Source organism: Pseudarthrobacter sp. MOO14, from assembly GCF_058267675.1.
The window spans coordinates 2,666,902-2,686,787 of record NZ_CM177849.1 but is presented as its reverse complement, the minus strand read 5'-3'; the positions used below and the strand labels follow the sequence as shown (position 1 = coordinate 2,686,787).

Sequence of the window (19,886 nt, the reverse complement as noted above, 5' to 3'; positions counted from 1 at the left end):
AGGGAAAGCTTAGCCGCGAAGGGTGCCGGGCCCCGATTCGGGGGTGCCGCCATGAAACGGCGCATCCTCCGCAACACCTTGGGAATGCGGCGGCTGGGCGTCCAGCGGCTCGTCCATCCGGGCCTTCTTCGCTTCCTCCTGGGCCTCGCGTTCTGCCCGCTCCAGGCGGCTCTCCACCGGACCCGCCATCTGCACGGGGCGGGTTTCCTTGGACAGCCACACCTCGCGGAAGTCACGCTTGCGGACGTCACGGAAGATGTCGGCGATCTCGGCCTGGTTCAGGGTTTCCCGCTCCAGCAGTTCCAGGGCCAGGATGTCCAGGATGTCCCGGTTTTCGGTGAGGATTTCGTACGCTTCGTCATGGGCCTGCTCAATCAGGCGGCGCACTTCCTCATCCACGACGTACGCGATCTGGTCCGAGTAGTTGCGCTCGTGCCCGGCGTCGCGGCCCAGGAACGGCTCGCCGCCGCCCTGGCCCAGCCGGACCGCGCCGACGCGTTCGCTCATGCCGTATTCGGTGACCATCTTCCGGGCGGTGCCGGTGGCCTTTTCGATGTCGTTGGAGGCGCCGGTGGACGGATCGTGGAACACGATCTCCTCGGCGACGCGCCCGCCCATGGCGTACGCCATCTGGTCCAGGAGTTCGTTGCGGGTCACGGAGTACTTGTCGTTGTCCGGCACCACCATGGTGTAACCCAGGGCCCGGCCGCGCGGGAGGATGGTGATCTTGGTGACCGGCGCAGAGTTCCGCAGGGCCGCGGCAACCAGGGCGTGCCCGCCCTCGTGGTAGGCGGTGATCTTCCGCTCGTGTTCCTTCATGACGCGGCTGCGCTTCTGCGGGCCGGCCATGACGCGGTCGATGGCCTCGTCCAGGGCGCGGTCATCAATCAGGTTCGCGTTGGAGCGGGCGGTAAGCAGGGCGGCCTCGTTGAGGACGTTCGCCAGGTCCGCACCGGTGTAACCCGGCGTCTTCTTGGCGACGGCCTTGAGGTCGACGCCCGGAGCCATCGGCTTGCCCTTGGCGTGGACCTTGAGGATCTGGTCGCGGCCGATCAGGTCGGGGGCCTCCACACCGATCTGGCGGTCGAAGCGGCCCGGACGCAGCAGTGCCGGGTCCAGGACGTCGGGCCGGTTGGTGGCGGCGATCAGGATGACGTTGGTCTTGACGTCGAAGCCGTCCATCTCCACCAGCAGCTGGTTGAGGGTCTGCTCGCGTTCGTCGTTGCCGCCGCCAATGCCGGCGCCGCGGTGCCGGCCCACGGCGTCGATCTCGTCCACGAAGATGATGGCGGGCGAGTTGGCCTTGGCCTGTTCAAAGAGGTCGCGGACGCGGGAGGCACCGACGCCGACGAACATTTCCACGAAGTCCGAGCCCGAGATGGAGAAGAAGGGGACGCCTGCCTCACCGGCCACTGCGCGGGCCAGCAGAGTCTTACCGGTGCCTGGCGGGCCGTAGAGCAACACGCCCTTGGGGATCTTGGCGCCGACGGCCTGGAACTTTGCGGGCTCCTGCAGGAATTCCTTGATTTCCTGCAGTTCCTCCACTGCCTCGTCGGAACCTGCGACATCGGCGAAGGTCACCTGCGGCATGTCCTTGCTGACCATCTTGGCCTTGGACTTGCCGAACTGCATGATCTTGGAGCCGCCGCCCTGCATCCGGGTCATCAGGAACCAGAACAGGGCGCCCAGGAGGATCACGGGGATCAGGAGCGAGAGCAGGCCGGAGAACCAGTTGCTCTCGATGGGCTGGTCTGTGAAGCCTTGGGCGGGCTTGGCGTCGGTGACAGCCTTCACCACATCCTGCGCGCGGGCGTCCACGAAGAAGAACTGCACGCTCTTGCCTTTGTCCTGCCCGTTCACCTGCAGGTTGTCCTTCAGCGTGAGGTCAACGCGGTTTTCGCCGTCGAAGATCTTGGCCTGCTCCACCTTGTTGCTGGAGAGCAGCTCCAGGCCCTTGTCCGTGTCGATCCGGGCTGCACCGCCGGGGGCGAGCGTTGCAAAAGCCACCAGGAGCAGACCGACCACAACGACGATCCAGATGCCCGGGCCTTTGAAGAAGTTCTTAGCTTTCATCTGTTCGGGGGCTCGCCCCGTCCCTTCCGGTAGTGCTTCACGGCGAGTAGTCTGCGCGCGTGATGGTGCTGCGTCAGCTTCTAGCTATACACCGTCCGGAGTACATCACGCATAGCGAAAAGCAAAAGTTCCCTGTGGGCGTAGCGGGCCCGGAAGTCAGGGAATGCCCCGGTCAGGGCTGTTCCGGCGGCGCTGCGACGGACCCGCGGGTTACCAGCGGGCAGCCGAGGAGCACCGGGCCGGATGTTCCGCCGCGGGCGCCGGCGCCGCTTCTGGGGGCTTCGCCGGATTCGGCTTCGATGGCGTCGGCTTCGATGGCGTCGATCAGCCGGTCCGCCGCCCACGCACCCATTTCGTAGTGCGGCAGGGCCACGGTGCTCAGGCCGGGGTGGAGGCTGGCGGCAATCAGTTCCTGGTCATCGAAGCCGACGACGGACAGGTCGCCCGGGATGGAGAGGCCCAGTTCCGCGGCCGCGCGGTAGGCGCCCATGGCCATGCGGTCGTTGTAGCAGAAGAGGCCCGACGGCGGGTGGCCGCTTCCCAGCATCCTGCGGGCGGCAGCGTATCCCCCGGCAGCATCGGACGACGCCGGCTCGACGGGGGCGGAGGAACCGTCCAGGCCCGCGCGGGTCAGCGTGTCCCGGAAACCCTGCAGCCGCCGGACGGTGGAGGGAACGTCCTCGGTGTTGTTGATGAACCCGATCCGGGTATGGCCCGCGGCAAGGAGGGCTTCCACCGCGGCGGCCGCACCGCCGTACTCGTCCGGGACCACTGCCGGAAAACTGTCATCCGCTGTGACGGCATCCACCAGAACCGAAGGGACCTTGCCGAGGTTGGCAGGCGCGTGCAGGTACCGGTGGTACATGGTGGCGTAGAGGATGCCGTCCACCTGCCGCTCCAGCAGGGACTCCACGTCGGCTTCACGGGAGCCGTGGTCCGCCGAGCCCGCCGTGTTGATGATCATCAGGGTGTAGCCCCGGGCGCGGGCCGCTTCGTCGGCGCCGAGGATGATGCGGCCGGCATGCGGCGTGGTGGCCACGTCCTCGCTGACCAGGCCCAGCACGCCTGACTTGCGGCTGCGGAGGGCCCGGGCCAGCCGGTTGGGCCCGTACCCCAGCCGGGCCGCCGTCGACTTCACTTTTTCGCGGGTTTCGGGGCTGACGCGGGCGTATGGCGCGTCATTGAGGACATGGGAGACGGTGGTGGCGGACACCCCTGCCGCCCGGGCCACGTCCCTGATGCCAACGTTCCTGCTACCCACGGTGGTGGCCCCGGGCAGCAGGGGCTGCTGTCGCGGGCAGCTTATTCGTAGACGTGCGGGGCGAGGGTGCCCACGAAGTCCAGGTTGCGGTACTTTTCGGCGTAGTCCAGGCCGTAGCCCACCACGAATTCGTTGGGGATGTCGTAGCCAACGTACTTGACGTCGATCTCCACCTTGGCGGCGGTGGGCTTGCGGAAGGCTGTGCAGATCTCCACCGAGGCGGTGCCGCGGGATTCCAGGTTGGTCTTCAGCCAGGACAAGGTGAGGCCGGAATCGATGATGTCCTCGACGATCAGCACGTCCTTGCCCATCAGGTCGGTGTCCAGGTCCTTCAGGATCCGCACCACGCCGGAGGACTGCGTCCCGGAGCCGTAGGAAGACACCGCCATCCAGTCCATGGACACGTGGCTGTGCAGGGCCCGGGCCAGGTCCGCCATGACCATCACGGCCCCCTTGAGGACACCGACAACGAGGATCTCGCGCCCTTCATAGTCCTTGTCGATCTGCGCGGCGAGTTCGGTGATCCGCTGCTGGATCTGTTCCTTGGTGTAGAGAACGTGCTTGAGGTCTGCCTGGACGTCGTTTGAATCCACCAATGGCTCCTGTTTAGATGCGGGGTGCGACTATTTTTCGGGCGGTTTTTGAGGCCGGAATACTAGCTTCCCACAGCGCGCCCGTTCACGGGGAACGGAAGCGGCGCCTCCCGGGCTGCCGGCACCGGCAGGCCGTTCCAGTTGCGCCAGCGACAACCGGTACACGCTCACGCCGCCCGGAAGCTCCACCGGGCCTGCGGAACCCTGCCGCCGAAGCAGCGCTTCCGCCGCCAAAAGGCGCTGGTAGCCGGGCTGCTGGCCGCCGGCGTCGGCCGCTGCCTTGGCAATCACGCGGAACCTGATGGCTGGGGCCAAAGCCCCCAGCGCCTCCTCCGGCAGGCTGAGGTCCGTGCCGTCCCGCTCCACGAGGGAGGCATAGGTGCTTTCCGCCACATCCTCGAGGTAGTCCGCGTCCAGCTGCAGGATCGCGGCGGTGCGGGCCAGGGACTCGGCCACTCCCGGACCCAGCTTTTGCTCAAGGTGCGGGAGCACTTCCACCCTGGTGCGCGAGCGGGCGAAGGCAGGGTCGGTGTTGGTGGGGTCGTGCCAGGGTTCCAGCTCCTCGACGGCGCAGATCTCCTCCGTATCTGCCCGGCGCAGCCCCAGGAACGGGCGCAGCAGCACGCTGTGTCCGGTTCCTGCGCGGGCGGGCCGCATGCCGGCGAGGGACCGCGTTCCGGAGCCGCGGGCCAGGCCCAGCAGGACCTGTTCGGCCTGGTCGTCGAGGGTGTGTCCCAGGAGGATGGCGCCGGCGCCCTGCTGGTCCGCTGCAGCCTCCAGCGCGGCGTGCCGGGCCTCGCGGGCCGCAGCTTCGGGGCCCATGCCGGCCGCCGAGACCGTGACGGTGCGGATTTCGACAGGATCGAGGCCCAGCTCCCGCAGGGCTTCAGCGGTGCGGGCGGCAACCTGGGCGGACCCTGCCTGCAGCTGGTGGTCCACCACCACGGCGCCCACGGCCAGCGGGTGGCCGTCAACGTGGCCGCGCCGGGCGAAGTAGGCGGCCACCGCGGCGAGTGCCAGGGAGTCGGGCCCGCCGCTGCATGCCACGGTGATACGGCGGGGATAGCCGGCGTCGGCGAGCGCTTTTTGCAGCATTTTGCGAGCAGTGCCGACGACGGGGGCGAGCCTGCCGGGACGGCGCCGTCCGCTGCGGCGCGGGGTTGGGCCGGTGGAAGGATTCTCAGGCATGGGCGGGTGGTGCGGCTGGGCGTCCGGCAATCAGAGGCCCATCCGGTCAATCCACAGCTTGGCGTCGTGGATCTCCGGCTCCGTGGGCAAGTGGTCCACCGACTCCCAGACCCTGTTGAAGCCCTCCATGCCGGCCACGTCAACCACCGCGCGGACAAAGCGGGCGCCGTCGGAGTACTGGCGCATTTTCGCGTCCAGGCCCAGGAGGCTGCGGATGAACTTTTCGATCACGCCGCGGTCCTTGCCGCGGTCGTTGAACCGCTGCCGGATGGTCTTCACGGAGGGGACGATGCTGGCGTCAACGGCGTCCATCACCACGTTGGCGTGCCCTTCGAGGAGGCTCATCACCGCGGTGAGGTGGGAGATGGCGGCCTTCTCTTCGGGGTCCTGCAGCAGGTCCAGGATGGCGCCCCGGCCGGGCGTGTTTCCGGTGGCGGAACGGTCCTTCAACGAACGGGCAGCGGCGGAGGCGCGCTCCATCAGGGAATCGACGTTCCCCAGCAGGTGGCCGCTGAGTTCATCGATCTGTTCGAGCATGTGGTGGCGCAGCCAAGGTGCCGCGGCGAACTGGACCCGGTGGGTCTGCTCGTGCAGGCACACCCAGAGCCTGAAGTCCTCCGGCGCGACGTTGAGTTCACGCTCCACCGAGACGATGTTCGGTGCCACGAGCAGGAGCCGGCCCGCAGCAGGCGCACTGGAGTTCTCGGCCAGGGCCGCGAAAGGATCGTACTGGCCCAGCACCTTGCTGGAGAGGAAGGCGAGCACGGCGCCGAGCTGGCCGCCGGTGATGGCGCCGCTGACGCTGGCCGCGGAGGGGCTCAGGGTGCCGCGGCGGCTGTCCAGCATCTTCTGCATGGCGGGCTTGAGCATCACCGCGAAGCTCTGGGTGTTGGCCTTGGCCCAGGATGCCCGGTCCACCACCAGCACGGAGGAGTCCCGCAGGTCCCGCGCGGCTTCCAGGCCGGTGATGTCGTGGACATGCGGGACGGATGCGTCGGCGAGCCGGCGGAGGCTGTCCACCGCCTCGCCAATGGCCTTTTCATCCAGCACCGGGCCGGCCGGAGCCAGCCGCGCCGCCGCGGAAGCAGCGAGGTCCCAGTTGATCAGGGACTGGGCCGTTGGGGACAACGTCGGTGCGGACTCGCGCGCGGTGGACTCCATGGTCCCATCAGAACACAGCGCGCCGGACAACGTCCTTAAAGTTCGCTGACCGGCGAACTTCCACAGCCACCGCACAGGGCGTCGAAAGCGGCGGCCCAGCCGGCCCGGCCATCGTTGGGGTACAGGCCAAGAACCCTCAAAGGAGGCCGCCATGATCCCCTACCGCCCCATCCCTCCCCTGGCCGCAGGCCCGCGCAAGGGCTGGGCGTCGGTGCTTGCCGCCGTCGTCATGGCCGCATTGCTGGGCGTGCAGCCGCAGCAGGTCAGCGGCAGCCGCACCCGGCCAGCACCGTGGCCGCACGGTCCAGCGCCTGCTTGTTCCCTGCCGCCCCCGGCGTGAGCCCGTTGCCGATGAACGAGAACACCAGGAGCCGGCCGTCGGCGTCCACCACGTAGCCGCTCAGTGCCAGGACGGTGTTCAAGGTCCCGGTCTTGGCGCGCACCAGGCCTGCCCCGCCCGCCGTGCCGGCATCCCCGTACCGGGTGTCCAGGGTGCCGGACAGGCCGCCCACCGGAAAGCCGTCCAAGGCACCGCGAAGCCTGGCATCGGCACCGGTGGTCATGGCCCTGACCACGTCCGTGAACTGGCGGGCCGATACCTGGTTGCCCAGGGCCAGCCCGCACACGTCCGCCAGTTTGATGGTGTCCGTGGCGACTCCGGCGGCCCCCGCCTCGGCAACGACCGCTGCCGTTGCGCCGTCATTGCTGCCGGACCGGCCGGTGGCCAGCGCCGCCATCCGGCCCATGGTCTCGGCCAGGTAGTTGTCCGATACCTGCAGCATCAGGTCCACCTGCTCGGCCACGGTGGCCGATTCAACCTCTGCCAGCACCACGGGCTGCGCCTGCACGGCGGCGCCTGCCGCCGCGGCCGTGCCGGGTGCGCGTTCGACGCCGGCCGCGACGGTCAGGCCCGCTCCGGCACCTGCAGCGCGGAGCCGCGCAGCGAATTCCCCGGCCGCGGCCATGGCTGCGTCCTGCGGCCGTGGGCCTGTGGTGACCGCAGGATCGAAGCGCGCGGAGTTGAGGGCGAGTGGGTAGAGCGGGGCAATTTCGCCGGCTTCCACGTCGCCCGCCAGCCAGGCCGGGTTCAGCGCCGGACCGGTGAAGAGCGAGTCATCCAGCAGCACTGTAATTTCCCCGGTGGTGCCGGCAGCCCGCAAGGCATCCACGGCCTGCGCCGCAAGGGTGGCCAGGCCGGCGTGGCCCAGGGTTTGTTCGGGCCGCGACTCCCCGGCCCCCAGCAGGACGTCGCCGCCACCCACCAGCACTACCTGCCCGGGAGCGGGACCGCGCAGCACCTTGGTGGCGAAGCGGTGGTCCGGCCCCAGGGTCCGCAGCGCGGCTGCCGACGTCAGCAGCTTGAGGTTGGACGCCGGCACCCGGCCTTCCGAGCCGCCCCGGTCAAAAAGGACCTGGCCGGTGGACGCGTCCTGCACCATGCCGGTGAAAGTGCCGCCGCCGTCGGTGGCCAACAGCGGATCCACTTGGGCCGCCACCGCCGAGGGCGCGGGCACCGGCGCGGACTGCTGGAGCGGGGCAAGGACTTGCGGGGCGGACACCGTGGCGGGGAGCTGCTGCCAGGCCGGAACCGGCGCGGCAGCGACAGTCGCTCCGGGGGCGACGAATCCCGGTGCCACCAGCAGGGCCGCCGGGACTGCCAGGACCAACAGCAGCAAGACCACCAGCACCGGGGGGATGGCCGCCCGCAGGGCCTGGCCCAGGCCTGCGGAGCCCAGGGAACGCCGGCCACGCCGGGATTCCGTGCCGGTTGTGTTGCTCATGCTGGTGCTGGTCCTCAAGTCCTGAAATTTCCCCACAAGTTCCTGATTCCAGGGCCTCTCGCTATATCCTCAATAGTAGTCGGCGGTACCGACACTCTCTTTTGTGGGCCGTCAAGTGTGCCGCGCACCCCCTGTAATTGCCGAGGAGCATTCCATGAAGCACGACGTGACCATCGAGATCCCCAAGGGATCACGCGTCAAGTATGAAGTTGACCACGAGACCGGCCGCGTCCGCCTGGACCGCGTCCTCTTCACCTCCATGCAGTACCCCACCCACTACGGGTATTTCGAAAACACCCTCGGCGAGGACGGCGACCCGCTGGACGCGCTGGTGCTGCTGCAGGACTTCGACCTGCACCCCGGCGTCATCGTCGAATCCCGCCCCATCGGCGTCTTCAACATGACCGACGACGGTGGCGGAGACGCCAAGATCCTGTGCGTCCCGGTGGATGCCCGCTTTGACCACATCCAGGAAGTGAGCGATGTCAACGAGTTCCTGATCAAGGAAATCGAGCACTTCTTCACCCGCTACAAGGACCTGGAGCCCGGCAAGTGGGTCAAGGCCGAGGGCTGGGGCGACCGTGCCGCCGCCGAAGCCGAATTGGAAGCCTCCATCAAGCGCTACGTGCCCACCGGCCACTAATTCCTGCGGCGGCCCGCCTGGGCGCGGCCTTCGCCACAAGTCCCCGCATCCCGGACTATTCCCCGCATCACGCGATGGGGAATTGTCCGGGAGGCGGGGATTTCTGTTGTCCGGCCACTGGAAATCTGTGGAATCGTGGACCTGTGCCTACCGAGCCGACGCTTAACTCCACGTTGTTGTTCAATCCGCCCTGCGGCCCCGTCACCGGCTGGCGGGACGGCGATGTCCTTCGTGCCACCGGAATCCCGTACGCCCGGGCCCCACGTTTCCAGGCCCCGGCACCGGTCGCGGACTGGACCAGCGACTATGCCGCCACGGCGTTGGCCCCGGCCTGCCCGCAAGGCCCGGTCCCGTTCCTCGACGACGTCCTGGGCACCACCTACGGGGAGCTCCCGGGCAGCGAGGACTGCCAGAACCTCTCCATCACCATGCCCGGCGACCTCCAGCCCGGGGAACGGCTGCCCGTCATGGTGTGGATCCATGGAGGTTCCTACACCACCGGATCCGGAGACCTGGCCATCTTCGATCCCGCCAGGCTGGTGTCCGAAAACCGCGTGGTGGTGGTAACCGTGACCTACCGCCTGGGCCTGTTTGGGTTCCTGGCCACGCCGGCCGGGCGTCCAGGCAACCTGGGTCTCCTGGACCAACTGGAAGCCTTCCGCTGGGTACAGCGGAACATCGGGGCATTCGGCGGCGACCCGGGCCGGGTGACCGCCTTCGGCCAGTCCGCCGGCGGCGACGCGATCGCCCACCTCATGGCCACGCCGGACGCGCCCGGGCTCTTCCAGCGTGCCATCATCCAAAGCGCACCGCTGGGCATTGCCCGGGGACGCGCCCGGATGAACCATGCCATGGGCATCGCCGCCGAAACGGTGACCGAGGAAACGCCGGCCATGGAGGTGGTGGAACGCGAGGCACAGGTAGCCCAGGTGGCGCGGAAGTTCGGGATGCTCGCGGCCATGCCGTTTGGAACGCAGTACGGCCACGATCCGCTCCCGGAGGAGGACGCCATCGAGGCGGCCTGGGACCGGACCGCCCCCGCGATTGACGTGCTGATCGGGCACACAACCGAGGAAGCCCGGTTGTTCCTCCCCCGCAGCCCGTGGCTCATGCGGCTGGCCGCCGTTCCGTTGGTGGGTGCCACTGCCGTCCGCGCCATCGACTGGGTGGTCACCGAAACCGTGTACGGCCGGGCCACCCGCCGCTTTGCCCGCCGGCACGCGACGGCAGGCGGCCGCGCGCACCGGTACGTCCTGGACTGGCACGCCCCCGGCAACATTTTCGGCGCAGCCCACACCATCGACCTGCCCCTGCTGCTCGGCACCCGGAAGACCTGGGACGGCGTGGGCCTGATCAACGGTGCCCGGTGGGAGGACGTGGACCTGACCGGCCGTTCAGTGCGGGCCCTGTGGGCCGGCTTTGCCCGGGGCGATGACCTGGGCGAAGCCGGAGCCGTTGACGGGGCGCTGCGCTACAGGCGCGTCTGAGCCCGGCATGAAGACCCTCGGCGTGGACCTCGCGGCGGCCACCAAGAAGACCGCGGTGGCGGTCATTGAGTGGGGCGCAGGCAGCACGGGCAGCGGGGCCGCCCGGCTCACCCACCTGGCCTTGGACGTGGACGACCAGCACATCGTGGAGCTGTTCGGCAGCACCGACATGACCGGCGTCGACTGCCCCGTAGGCTGGCCCGATGCCCTGATCCCGTTCCTCACCGGCCATCTCAACAACATCGCGGCCCCCGTCCTTGAACACGACGGAATCGCCGGCCGCCGGCTGCTCGCGTACCGGGACACGGACCGCTTCGTCACGCGCGAAACCGGGCTGATCCCGCTCAGCGTCTCCGCGGACCGGCTGGCCCACCCTGCCATGCGCTGCGCGGTCATCCAGGCGAAGATCGCCCAACTCCACGGCCCGCAGCCAAGGGACGGTTCCGGCCGCCTGGCCGAGGTGTACCCCGCGGCGTCCCTGAAGATCTGGGGCATCAACGGCCGCGGCTACAAGGGCCGCGGCGTCCCGGAAGCCGAGCGCCTGGCCCTCCTGCTGGCCGCCCTCGAGGAACAGGCGCCGTGGCTGGACCTGGCCGGGCACCGCGACAGCCTGGCAGGCTCGGACGACCTCTTCGACGCCGTCATCGCCTCGCTGACCGCCCGTGCCGCCGCCCGGCGTCGTACCCTCCTGCCGGACAGCACCCACGCAGCGGCCGCCCGCACCGAAGGCTGGATCCACCTTCCGGACTGCCGCCTCGACGAACTCCCGGACAGCTCCTAGCTGTATTGACCTGAGAGGTTGATGACGCGGCTGGCCGGTGTCTTACCTTTGAGTGCAGTGTGGGCTCGATGGTGATTGTAAGCATGGAGCCAGTCGGGGAAAGCAGCAACTCGCTCGGCTTCTGAGCGGTAGGGGCGGATGTAGGCCCATTCCTCAAGCATGGTGCGGTTGAACCGTTCGACTTTGCCGTTGGTTTGTGGTCTGTAGGGGCGGGTGCGTTTGTGTTTGATATTCGGACCCAGCGCTTCGGCGAAAGCATAGGACCGGTAGCAGTTCCCGTTGTCAGTCAGAACACGTTGGACGGTAACTCCGTGTTCTTTGAACCAGGCGTTTGCCCGCACCCAGAAGCCTGCTGCCGTTTCCTTGGTTTCGTCAGTGAGGATCTCGGTGTAAGCCAGTCGTGAGTGGTCATCCACGGCATTGTGGAGGTAGTGGTAGCCGGGCCGGCGGTTGGCCTTGGTGCCGGTCTTGTTCTTCCAACCAGCGGTCCTGCCCACAACTCGATGTCCGCCGCCATCGGGGATCCGGCCCAGCTTCTTGATGTCCACGTGGACCAAATCCCCCGGCCTGTCGTGTTCATAGCGGCGGATCACTCGTCCTGTGCCGCGATCGAGCCAGGTTAGTTTCGCCAGCCGGTAGCGGGACAGTACCCGGTGGACGGTCGAGGGGTGCAGACCCAGCAGATAGCCGATCCTGGCAGGGCCCCACCGGCGGTTCACACGCACGGCGATGATCCTCCGTTCGGTACGCGTAGCAGTCCTGCGGGGCGAGGAATGTGGCCGACTCGAACGGTCCACCATTCCTTCGGGTCCCTCCTGGCGATAGCGCTTCGCCCAACGTTCAGCAGTCGGGACCGAAACCTGAAACCGCTCCGCGGCACGGCGTAGGCTCCAGCACTGATCAACAACACACTGCGCGAGCTGCAACCGGCCACGAGGAGTGAGGAAAGCATTAGGGTGGGACACGAAGACCTCCGTGTGTGGAAAAAGGACTCTAGACAAGCCCCACTCCACCCGGAGGTCTTCTTCATGTCACCAAACCACGCCGGGCGTCACTAACGTCCGTGGTCAATACACCTGATATGTAGGTCTCGTTTGTCAAGAGCGTGAGGAAGCGGTCCTCGGGCTGGATTGCCTGGGACCGCTTCCTTTTTGTGCCCTGGGAAGAGGTGTTGGGTGTGGCCAGCGTGTCGTTGGCGACTGCGCGGTCAGACTGATATGCGCGGGTTGGTTACCGCAGGACGAAGTGTTCGGCTGGAGGTTACCGCTGGTCTAGCAATGACGGGCGTGGCCGTTGTTGGTTGCCCATAGGTGTATCGCGGATTTACTCCACGCGCTGCAAGGAACCACTTCCAACTGGGTTTCCCCGGGGGCTTTCTGTCTCTGATCAGTGCACGGACGCGATCGATCTTGGGGAGCGGGCTGCCGGAGGTGTGCTTGTGGCCAGGGACCAGCACCAGCCGGAGAGTTCGCGGGCGATGGCGACGTTGGCGATGACCGGGCGCTTGCGGCGTTCGAGGTAGCTGAGCCAGCGTTCGTGCAGGCGCCGATTGCCGGCATGGCCGCGGGTTCGTGCTTCGGAGGTGGCTTCCTCCCACCTGGACCGCATGAGCCGGGACGGGTTGTTATAGGGCCTGCGGTGGTGCCATGCGGCCTCCACAAGCAGGCGGCGCGCGTGGCTGTTGCCTGTCTTCGTGATGGACCCCTGGGACCGGGACTGCCCGGAGGAATGCTCAGTCGGGACCAGGCCGAGGTAAGCGCCGATCGTGGAACCAGTAAACCGGTCCCAGTCGCCGATCTCCACGGCCAGTCCAAACGCGGTCAGCGTCGAGACGCCGCGCAGGCACTGCAGTGATCTGACCACCGGGGTGTACTCGCTCGCATACGCCATCTCTGTGATCGCTTGATCGAGGCGGTCCCGGCGGTCTGAGATCTCATGCATCGCTTCCAGGGAGGACTCGTAGGTCAGCTGCCGGACCGGGTTCTCGAAGTGCTGGCGTGCCAGCCAGAGTTCATGAGTGCCAGTCCAGGCTTGCCCGCCGGAATAGACGATGCCTTGGCGCAACAGCAGTTTGGAAATCCGGTGCCGGGAACGCATCAGATCGCCACGGACGTCTTCCCGGGAACGGACCAGATCCCGTGCAGCTTCTTGGTCCGCCGATGGAATTCTTACCCCGGTGACCTCACCCAGCTTCAGGAGCCGGGCCAAATGCAGCGCGTCCTTTGCGTCAGTTTTTACCCGGTCCCCGGACGGGCGCTGGAGCTTCGATGGTGCCGCGACGACTGTGTCGATCCCGGAGGCCAGCAGGAACCGTGCCAGGCCAAAGCCCGTTGGTCCTGCCTCGTAAACGACTCTGACCGGCGACGGCAGGGAAAGAATCCAGGCGAGAATCTCACCACGATCCGGAGTCATGCGGTGCAAAATGACTTCGCCGGTCTGCGCGTCCAGGGCGCATGAAACAACAGTGCGGGCATGGACATCCAAGCCGACGCTTGTACGCTCGAACATAGCTGGAACCTCCAAATTTCAAATGTGGCTCTACCTGTTCGCCAAGTGTGGCAGGCAACCCACGACTTGCTTTGAAAAGGAGGTTCCAGCCCCCTGGGCCACATATTCCGGACCCTTCTGACAGAGGGCCATCAGCGCCGGAACTAGATCCGGAGCGTCCACCGATCCGCATCGGCGACGGGAATCGGCACAAAGCAGGACGCTCCGGAAACGGTCCGGCGACAATGGACCTCCAGAAGGGTCCAGAGGCTCGACAGGTGGTCCTCCCAAGCCGGCCACCTCCTACTACATATCGTCTAGCCGCCCAGGGTCCAGTTCCGGATTTCCGCCGGGTCCTCGCCATGCGTGCGGGTGTGCTCGCGGGCCCGGTTGCGCCGGTCCTGCAGCTCCTGGCGCAACAGCGCGTGCTTCCCCGCCAGGCCGGGGACACGGTCGATCGCGTCGATGGCCAGCGTGAAGCGGTCAATACCGTTGAGCATGGCCATGTCGAACGGCGTGGTGGTGGTGCCCTCTTCCTTGTACCCGTGCACGTGCAGGCCCTGCTGGTTGGTGCGGCGGTACGCGAGCCGGTGGATCAGCGCCGGATAGCCGTGGTAGGCGAAAATGACCGGCTTGTCGGCGGTGAAGATCCCGTCGAAGTCGTGCGCGGGGAGGCCGTGGGGATGCTCGCTGTCATCCTGCAGCCGCATCAGGTCCACCACGTTCACCACCCGCACCTTGAGCCCGGGAGCGCCGTCCCGGAGCAGTTCCGCGGCGGCCACGGTCTCTACGGTGGGGACATCACCGGCGCAGGCCAGGACGACGTCGGGCTCCTCACCTGGCACCTCGGACCCCGCGAACGTCCAGATGCCCAGACCGCGCCGGCAATGGTTGGCGGCCTCCGCCGGACCCAGCCAGGTGGGTGACGGTTGCTTGCCGCTGACCACGATGTTCACGTAGTCCGTGGAGGCCAGGCAGTGCTCCATGACGGAGAGCAGGGTATTGGTGTCCGGCGGCAGGTAGACCCGGATGACCTCTGCCTTCTTGTTCACCGCGTGGTCGATGAACCCTGGATCCTGGTGCGAGAAGCCATTGTGGTCCTGCTGCCAGACGTGCGAGGACAGCAAGTAGTTCAGGGAGGCCACCGGCCGGCGCCATGGCAGCCCGCGGGAAACCTTCAGCCATTTGGCGTGCTGGTTGAACATGGAATCGACAATGTGGACGAAGGCCTCGTAGCAGTTGAAGACCCCGTGCCGGCCGGTCAGGAGATATCCTTCCAGCCAGCCCTGGCACAGGTGCTCGCTTAGCACCTCCACGACCCGGCCGGAGCGCGCAAGGTGCTCGTCGACGTCGTCGATCCTGTACTGCCACACCTTGTCGGTGGCCTCGTAGACGTTCTGCAGCCGGTTGGAGGCCGTCTCGTCCGGGCCGAACAGCCGGAAGTTCTCCATGTTCTGCGCGATGACGTCCCGCATCCAGGAGCCCAGCGTGACCATGGGGCTCACCCGTTCGGTACCCGGGTGGTTTACCTCCACGGCGTGGTCCCGGTAGGCGGGCAGCTTCAGGGCGCGCCTGAGCAGTCCGCCGTTGGCATGCGGTGTGGCGCTCATGCGGAAGTCGCCGGTGGGGGCGCCCTCGGCCACGTCGGCGCGGAGCCGGCCGCCGCCGTCGAACAGTTCCCGGGGCCGGTAGGACTGCATCCATTCCTCCAGCTGCTTCAGGTGGTCACCGTTGGTGCGGACTTCGGACAGCGGCACCTGGTGCGCCCGCCACGTGCCTTCAACCTGCAGCCCGTCCACGGTCCGCGGCCCGGTCCAGCCCTTGGGCGAGCGCAGCACGATCAGGGGCCAGCGGTGTCCGCCCTCCCCCGCCTCTTCACCGGAAGCGTCCTGCCGGTGGGCATCCTGGATGGCCTTGATGTCCGCCAGGCACCGGTCCAGGACGCCGGCGAAATCACGGTGTGCCTGTTCCGTGTTGTCCGGGTCGGCCACGGTGACGAAGTACGGTTCGTGTCCGTACCCGCGCAGCAGCTGCTCCAACTGCTGCTCAGGCATCCGGGCCAGGATGGTGGGATTGGCGATCTTGTAGCCGTTCAGGTGCAGGATGGGCAGCACCGCGCCGTCCACTGCGGGATCCAGGAAGTTGTGGGAGTGCCAGCTGGCAGCCAGGGGCCCGGTTTCCGCCTCGCCGTCGCCAATCACGACGGCGGTCACCAGCTGCGGGTTGTCGAACACCGACCCGTACGCGTGCGCCAGGGAATACCCGAGTTCCCCGCCTTCGCTGATGGAGCCGGGAGTTTCCGGGGCGGCATGGCTGGGGATGCCGCCGGGGTAGGAGAACTGCCGGAACAGTTCAGCCATGCCGGCCTCATCGTTGCCCACGTGCGCATAGATTTCGGAGTAGGTCCCCTCCATCCAGGCATTGGCGACGACGGCGGGACCGCCATGGCCGGGACCGGCAACAAAGAGCATCTCCAGGGAGTCGCGGCGGATCACGCGGTTCAGGTGGGCGTAGACGAAGTTAAGCCCGGGCGTGGTGCCCCAGTGGCCCAGCAGCCGGGACTTGGTGTCCGCCGCCTGCAGCGGCTCCCGCAGCAACGGGTTGGAGCGCAGGTAAATCTGCCCCACGGAGAGGTAGTTGGCGGCGCGCCACCAGCGGTCCACCAGGGCCAGATCGTCCGCCGACGCCCCGGCCTGCCCCCGCCGGTCGTGCCGCATGTCGTCGTGCCCTGTATTCCCGGCCATAGCCATCCTTACATCGGGTGTGCCGCTGGGCGGCCGTTCCCCCATGGCACCAGATGAAGGGGCACGCAGGCAAGGCCCGGCGTCGTGCCCCGCGCCCATTCCAGGACTTTCACACCCCCGGCCGCGGCGGTTTCGTCATTTCTACTTCCGGGTAGTGTGTACCCAGAATGTTCACGCTGACCATCAACCAGACTGACAGCCGGCGCGACGGCGACCAGGTGCCGCAGCTGCTCAAAGCGCTGCGACATATCCCTGCGCGCCTGGATTTTGACCGGTCCGTCGAGGATGAAGTGCAGGGTGTGGTGGACTGCCCGCACCAGGCTGTGGAGGCGGCGCTGATCGCTTTGCGCAGCGGATCCTGGTACGTGGGAATCGGCGCCGGGCCGGTGGACGAGCCGCTGCCCAACCAAATCAAGGACGCCACCGGCCATGGCCTGGTCTACGCGCGCAGGGCCGTGGACCGGCTCCGCAGCAGCAAGGAGCGGATTCCGGTTGCAGTGGAGGGGCCCCTGGCCGATGTGGCCCATGACGCGGAGGCCGTGCTGCGGCTGCTCGGACACATTGTCCGGGACCGTTCCGGCGCCGAATGGCGGGTGCTGGACCTGCTGACGCCCGGGGTCCGCGGCCAGCAAAAAGCGGTGGCGCAGGAACTGGGCATCACCACCCAGGCTGTCAGCAAGGCAGTGTCCCGGGCGCAGTGGAACGAGGAACATTCCGCCCGGCCCGCGGCAGCGAGGCTGCTGGCCCTGATCCTCGAAGCGAGGTAGCAGGGCCCGCCCTGCGCTGGGGCAGGCCTGCTTAGCCCCCGTCAGGAGGCTGTTCAGGCCCCCGCGGCCGCCATCATCGGTTCACCGTTGAAATACTCCAGCTTCCACCCGTCCACAGCATGGTGGTGTGCCAGGTTCAGGGCGGCGTTGTCCACGCTGGCCAAGGTCTGGCCGATGGCACGGCTGAGGCTGACCCGCAGCAGGGTGCCGTGCGCCACCACCAGTATCCGCTGCCCACGGAATTCCTCCGCCAATGCCTCAAGCGCGGCGAGGCCACGGTCCGCCGCCTCGGCTTCGCTTTCAGCACCCTTGAACCCGCCGGGCACTCGCAGCGCTTCCAGTTCGGGGCCGGCCTGCATTCCTTCGGCCGGTCCGAAGCTGCGCTCGGTCAGCTCGGGGATGCGCCGGGCCACCGCGAGCCCCAATCCTTCGGCGATCAGGTCCGCGGTCTCGGCGGCCCGGCTCAGCGGGGAGGACACGATCACGTCCCATTCGTACGGAGCCAGGACGGCGACGGCGTTACGTGCCTGGCCGCGTCCGACGTCGTTCAGGGGGATATCGGTGGCACCCTGCAGCCGGCGTTCGGCATTCCAGTCGGTCTGGCCATGGCGGACGAGGGCGAACGTCGTAAGGGTCATGATCCTATTCTGCCTTGGTGCCCGGTGCCGGCTGGAATCCGGGCTGCCGGAGTAGGCAGGTCAGAGGAGGCTGCGCAGTACGTGGGCGGCGCCGTCGTCGAACACCGAGTGGGTGACCTCATCGGCCGCCGCAATCACTTCCTCCGGAGCCTGCCCCATGGCAACTCCGCGGCCGGCCCAGCTGAGCATCTCGATATCGTTCCGGCCATCTCCAACGGCCACGGTGCGGTGCTGCTCGATCCCGAGCCGGAGCCGAAGGTTCTCCAGGGCGCTGGCCTTGGTCACCCCTGCCGCTGCGATATCCAGCCATGCGGTCCAGCCCACCGAGTAGGTCACCCCGGCCAGTCCCACGTGATCGATGGCCTCGTTGAATTCCTCGGGCGTGTTTTCAGTACTGAACACCACCACGCGCACCGCGGTGGCCTCCAGCATGGTGTGGAAGTCGACGCCTACGGCCTCGACACCGAAGCTGGCGTCCTGGAACCGTTCCGTGGAGAGGAAGTTTCCATCGGCATCCTCCAGCGCGTACTTGGCAGAGGGGAGCCGTTCCCGGAGGGCCCTCAGGGCAGGCCCGGGGTCGAAGGTGGCTTTGTGGATGACCTCGTAGCCGTTGGCCAGTTCGGGATGGAGCCGGAGGGTCACGCCGCCGTTGCAGCAAACAGCGTAGCCGCGCTCAATACCGATCTTCTCGATGACGGGGAGGGTGGCATTCAAGGAGCGGCCGGTGGCGATCATAACCTCGTGCCCGGCCGCCACTACTGCCTGCGCCGCGTCCCGCACGCCCGGCGTCATGTGGCCGTCGTGGTCCACCAGGGTACCGTCCACGTCCAGCGCGACCATCAGCTTCTGGCCGATTCCCGAAAAGCCGTAGGTGTTGGTGTTGTCTTGGTTGTTCTCTCGCCGGTCATCGTTGCCGGCGACTGAGGTTTCAGTCAGCGTTGTCATTGAAACAGTGAAGCAGACGTCACTGACAGGCGCTAGGACGCAGGACACAGCTTTACTGAACTGTTGATTAACTGCGGGTTCCCGCACCTCGAGGCGGGTCACCGGGGTTCCGCGGTACCGCCTGTCAGAGGCTTGATCGCAGAGGACACCCTTCTAGAATCTGATTCGCGAACAAGCTTAGGGATAACCGGGGGTAGGGGCGCTCACCTGCTCCGGATGCCGGCAGCCAGGAGTTTGGCGCGTAGCCGGTCAGGATTCTGCAAGTCGGCCCAGCGCCAGCGGACGAACCCATGACCAAGTGACCGGATCCGGTCCTCACGGATCTTCTCCCGATAGACCGCCTCCTCTGCGGTGATTCCTCCGCGCAGGGCGGCCTGAACATACTTGCCTTTGCCGTCGAATTCGCCAACCACCCCCGGGTTCGGCCACCAGCAGTCAGTCCTCCCAATGAAACCCTCCCGGTCGGCAAATGTGCGCTGAAGGACGGGCTGCTCAAAGCCAAGGAACTCGAAGACTGCCCTGCTGTAGGACTCCCCTACAGATTCCGACAACGGGCTGGCAAGGGAAGCGGCGCGTTCGGCACGTGCCGCGGCGGAAGCGTGCGGAAGCGCCCGGATCCCGTCCCGGATGTCCTGAAGCGACCACAAGCTGGCATCAGCGGGCATTCGGCCAGCCTTGTGCAGCTTTCGTGCGGCTCCGTCAGCAACAACCAGCGCCTGGCTCAGGCTGCGGGTTGCCATGATGTCCAAAGTGGTCTCCACCAGCCCGAGACTGAGGAACTCGCCGTGGCGCACAGGTTCATGTACCTGCTTTAGCCGGTATTGGAGGGGGTAGGACCGCACCTCCCGCGCTTCCCGGGCGGCCTTGTCCGTGCCGAGGACCACGAACGGCGACTTCCTGATCCCGCTGCGGCCCGGCAGGCTGGTTGCCAACTCCACACATTGGGGGTCGCCCAGCGTTGGTAGGCCGATGGCCCATGCAGCCGTCTGCCCACAGAGGACCGCGCCGCTGACGGATCTCGCAATCGCCGCCGTCGACCACGCGAAGCGTTGTGCGGGCGTGGCACCGATCCAATCATTGGTCCGCACGTAGAAGCCTCGCCGGAGCCGTACGAGCTGCCCGGCCTTGAAGGCGCGGTGCAGGGCATCAGTGCCGACGCCGGTGCGGAGTATGGCGGCAGTATCAATCAGGCCAGGTGGTATCTCCATATCCCAAGGATGCGGGGCTGGAGCCTGCCGGGCAGTTCGCCCGCGGCCGTATGTGGACAGTTCTGGGCGAAACCAAAGCTTGTTCGCGCATCCGATCGGTGAAGGACTGGTTGCGCGAACAAGCTTATG

At 67.2% G+C, this 19,886-nt stretch carries 16 protein-coding genes; 4 read left to right on the top strand and 12 right to left on the bottom strand.

Features of this window, described 5'->3' with window-relative positions:
• Window positions 1–9: 9 nt before the first annotated feature.
• The 6 genes from ftsH to AC4EEV_RS12505 form a co-directional block, all read right to left on the bottom strand.
• Entirely contained in the window at window positions 10–2,073 is a 2,064-nt protein-coding gene (ftsH, locus tag AC4EEV_RS12530) for an ATP-dependent zinc metalloprotease FtsH (RefSeq protein WP_018762657.1), read from the bottom strand.
• A gap of 172 nt (window positions 2,074–2,245) precedes the next feature.
• Window positions 2,246–3,334 carry a LacI family DNA-binding transcriptional regulator gene (locus AC4EEV_RS12525; RefSeq protein ID WP_109044069.1) on the bottom strand — a complete coding sequence of 363 codons (1,089 nt, stop codon included), beginning with the start codon at window positions 3,332–3,334 and terminating at the stop codon, window positions 2,246–2,248.
• A 41-nt stretch (window positions 3,335–3,375) separates the two neighbouring features.
• Entirely contained in the window at window positions 3,376–3,927 is a 552-nt protein-coding gene (gene hpt / locus AC4EEV_RS12520) for a hypoxanthine phosphoribosyltransferase (RefSeq protein WP_018762659.1), read from the bottom strand.
• 30 nt (window positions 3,928–3,957) lie between these two features.
• Window positions 3,958–5,022, bottom strand: coding sequence for a tRNA lysidine(34) synthetase TilS (gene tilS / locus AC4EEV_RS12515; RefSeq protein WP_285319066.1), 1,065 nt, complete (start codon window positions 5,020–5,022; stop codon window positions 3,958–3,960).
• A gap of 123 nt (window positions 5,023–5,145) precedes the next feature.
• On the bottom strand, window positions 5,146–6,276 hold the full coding sequence (locus AC4EEV_RS12510) for a zinc-dependent metalloprotease (protein ID WP_018762661.1): 1,131 nt from the start codon (window positions 6,274–6,276) through the stop codon (window positions 5,146–5,148).
• 263 nt (window positions 6,277–6,539) lie between these two features.
• Complete coding sequence (locus tag AC4EEV_RS12505) at window positions 6,540–8,057, bottom strand: D-alanyl-D-alanine carboxypeptidase/D-alanyl-D-alanine-endopeptidase (protein WP_491329097.1); 1,518 nt, start codon at window positions 8,055–8,057, stop codon at window positions 6,540–6,542.
• 154 nt (window positions 8,058–8,211) lie between these two features.
• Here AC4EEV_RS12505 and AC4EEV_RS12500 point away from each other — a divergent pair, with 154 nt between their 5' ends.
• From AC4EEV_RS12500 to AC4EEV_RS12490, 3 genes are all read left to right on the top strand, one after another.
• Window positions 8,212–8,700, top strand: a complete 489-nt coding sequence (locus tag AC4EEV_RS12500) for an inorganic diphosphatase (RefSeq protein WP_018762663.1) — start codon at window positions 8,212–8,214, stop codon at window positions 8,698–8,700.
• A gap of 143 nt (window positions 8,701–8,843) precedes the next feature.
• Window positions 8,844–10,187 carry a carboxylesterase family protein gene (locus AC4EEV_RS12495; RefSeq protein WP_491329096.1) on the top strand — a complete coding sequence of 448 codons (1,344 nt, stop codon included), beginning with the start codon at window positions 8,844–8,846 and terminating at the stop codon, window positions 10,185–10,187.
• A 7-nt stretch (window positions 10,188–10,194) separates the two neighbouring features.
• Window positions 10,195–10,968 (top strand): DUF429 domain-containing protein, encoded by a 774-nt coding sequence (locus AC4EEV_RS12490; RefSeq protein WP_491329095.1) that lies wholly within the window; start codon window positions 10,195–10,197, stop codon window positions 10,966–10,968.
• Here AC4EEV_RS12490 and AC4EEV_RS12485 read toward each other — a convergent pair.
• The 3 genes from AC4EEV_RS12485 to AC4EEV_RS12475 all read right to left on the bottom strand — a co-directional run bounded on the left by AC4EEV_RS12485 (window position 10,965) and on the right by AC4EEV_RS12475 (window position 16,199).
• Window positions 10,965–11,933, bottom strand: a complete 969-nt coding sequence (locus tag AC4EEV_RS12485) for an IS481 family transposase (RefSeq protein ID WP_491329094.1) — start codon at window positions 11,931–11,933, stop codon at window positions 10,965–10,967. The two genes, AC4EEV_RS12490 and AC4EEV_RS12485, sit on opposite strands and share 4 nt — an antisense overlap.
• A gap of 421 nt (window positions 11,934–12,354) precedes the next feature.
• Window positions 12,355–13,476, bottom strand: a complete 1,122-nt coding sequence (locus AC4EEV_RS12480; protein ID WP_491329093.1) for an IS110 family RNA-guided transposase — start codon at window positions 13,474–13,476, stop codon at window positions 12,355–12,357.
• 296 nt (window positions 13,477–13,772) lie between these two features.
• Entirely contained in the window at window positions 13,773–16,199 is a 2,427-nt protein-coding gene (locus tag AC4EEV_RS12475; RefSeq protein ID WP_491329092.1) for a phosphoketolase family protein, read from the bottom strand.
• Window positions 16,200–16,366: 167 nt separating this feature from the next.
• Here AC4EEV_RS12475 and AC4EEV_RS12470 point away from each other — a divergent pair, with 167 nt between their 5' ends.
• Window positions 16,367–16,966 carry a hypothetical protein gene (locus AC4EEV_RS12470; protein ID WP_018762667.1) on the top strand — a complete coding sequence of 200 codons (600 nt, stop codon included), beginning with the start codon at window positions 16,367–16,369 and terminating at the stop codon, window positions 16,964–16,966.
• Window positions 16,967–17,019: 53 nt separating this feature from the next.
• On the opposite strand, the gene AC4EEV_RS12465 is transcribed toward AC4EEV_RS12470, so the two are convergent.
• From AC4EEV_RS12465 to AC4EEV_RS12455, 3 genes are all read right to left on the bottom strand, one after another.
• A complete protein-coding gene (locus AC4EEV_RS12465) occupies window positions 17,020–17,604 on the bottom strand; it encodes a histidine phosphatase family protein (RefSeq protein WP_491329091.1) in 585 nt (194 codons plus the stop codon).
• Between the two features lie 60 nt (window positions 17,605–17,664).
• Window positions 17,665–18,549, bottom strand: a complete 885-nt coding sequence (locus tag AC4EEV_RS12460; protein ID WP_018762669.1) for an HAD family hydrolase — start codon at window positions 18,547–18,549, stop codon at window positions 17,665–17,667.
• Window positions 18,550–18,752: 203 nt separating this feature from the next.
• The gene (locus AC4EEV_RS12455) at window positions 18,753–19,757 is read right to left on the bottom strand and encodes a type IV toxin-antitoxin system AbiEi family antitoxin domain-containing protein (RefSeq protein ID WP_285318754.1); all 1,005 of its coding nucleotides are present in this window, start codon (window positions 19,755–19,757) and stop codon (window positions 18,753–18,755) included.
• Between the last annotated feature and the right edge of the window lie 129 nt (window positions 19,758–19,886).